The sequence below is a fragment of the Aquimarina hainanensis genome (assembly GCF_042684685.1).
GTDB lineage: Bacteria > Bacteroidota > Bacteroidia > Flavobacteriales > Flavobacteriaceae > Aquimarina > Aquimarina hainanensis.
In genome coordinates this window covers 205,727-206,748 of the sequence record NZ_JBHULX010000030.1, presented here as the reverse complement: position 1 = coordinate 206,748, position 1,022 = coordinate 205,727, and the positions used below count along the sequence as shown (strand labels likewise).

Below are 1,022 nucleotides of genomic sequence, written 5' to 3'. Positions count from 1 at the left end.
CCCCCTGGGAGTGTTACCCACATTTGGTTCGTATATTCCTTCCCGTCAATAATTTTATACTCTTTGGTAAATGTATGATGCCCATCCTTATCATAATTTTTCCAGATACCAATTCTTTTTCTTTTTCCAAAAAAATGTCCTTGTTGCCTTATATGACCACTTTTATGATAATCTTTATAAAACACTAATTCATCACTCTTAAAATACTTAACAATCTCAATCACCTTTTTACTACTATCTAAATAATAATATAAGGTATCTTTTATTTTTCCATCGATATAGTTAGCTAAAAAAGAAACATTCCCACTGGGATAATACTCTATATTCGCTCCTTGTTTTCTATACTTACGGTCTAAATAGTAGGTCTCTTTTAGCTGCCCATCCTCATAGTATTTTCTTATTTTTCTAGGTTGCTGGCACCCGGTTATAACCAATAAAATAATCCCTACTATTATAAAAAACACCTTATTCATATTTCTTTTTTATCGCATCGCACCCCAGCCTCTCCTTCTCAAGCAACCGGATACTATTTTATAACCTCTACAGGCACATCAAAATAGATATCTTTACTTAGTTCTGTCCTGATACTGTCTTGTTTTTTATTAGCAGGATTGTTTTTATCTATAAAAGAAATCATTTCTACTACATATCCACGTATCGTATCCCTGCCCATTCGTTTAGGCTTCCAGTAAAAAGCCACTGTTTGATGAAGGGCTTCTTTTGGAGTCCCTGCCGCTTCTATAGGAATGATCCGTTGTTTATCTAAACTTGAGATATTGATTACTGTAGTATCTTTCGTTTTTGTTGTTCCGAAAGGACTTTTAGGGCGATTAGAAAAATCGGCAGTAAAATTCTCCTGTGTATAGTCTTTAGGGAGTGTAACACTGACTGCTGCCGTTTTGGCTTCTTCCTTGCTAAAGGCAGAATTCTCTATCTGAAAAAAACAATAGATAGAATCCGTAAGTTGTACTCTTTTTTTATCAAAATGATAGTGAATACTTACACTTTCTGTAAGCGTATCA

2 protein-coding genes are annotated in these 1,022 nt (G+C 34.2%); both read right to left on the bottom strand.

Translation table 11 applies throughout. The features are described 5' to 3' along the window. Positions 1 to 473 (bottom strand): hypothetical protein (locus ACFSTE_RS15250; protein ID WP_378298234.1); only part of this gene is annotated, 473 nt, incomplete at its 3' end. 53 nt (positions 474 to 526) lie between these two features. Then, positions 527 to 1,022 (bottom strand): hypothetical protein (locus ACFSTE_RS15245; protein ID WP_378298232.1); only part of this gene is annotated, 496 nt, incomplete at its 5' end.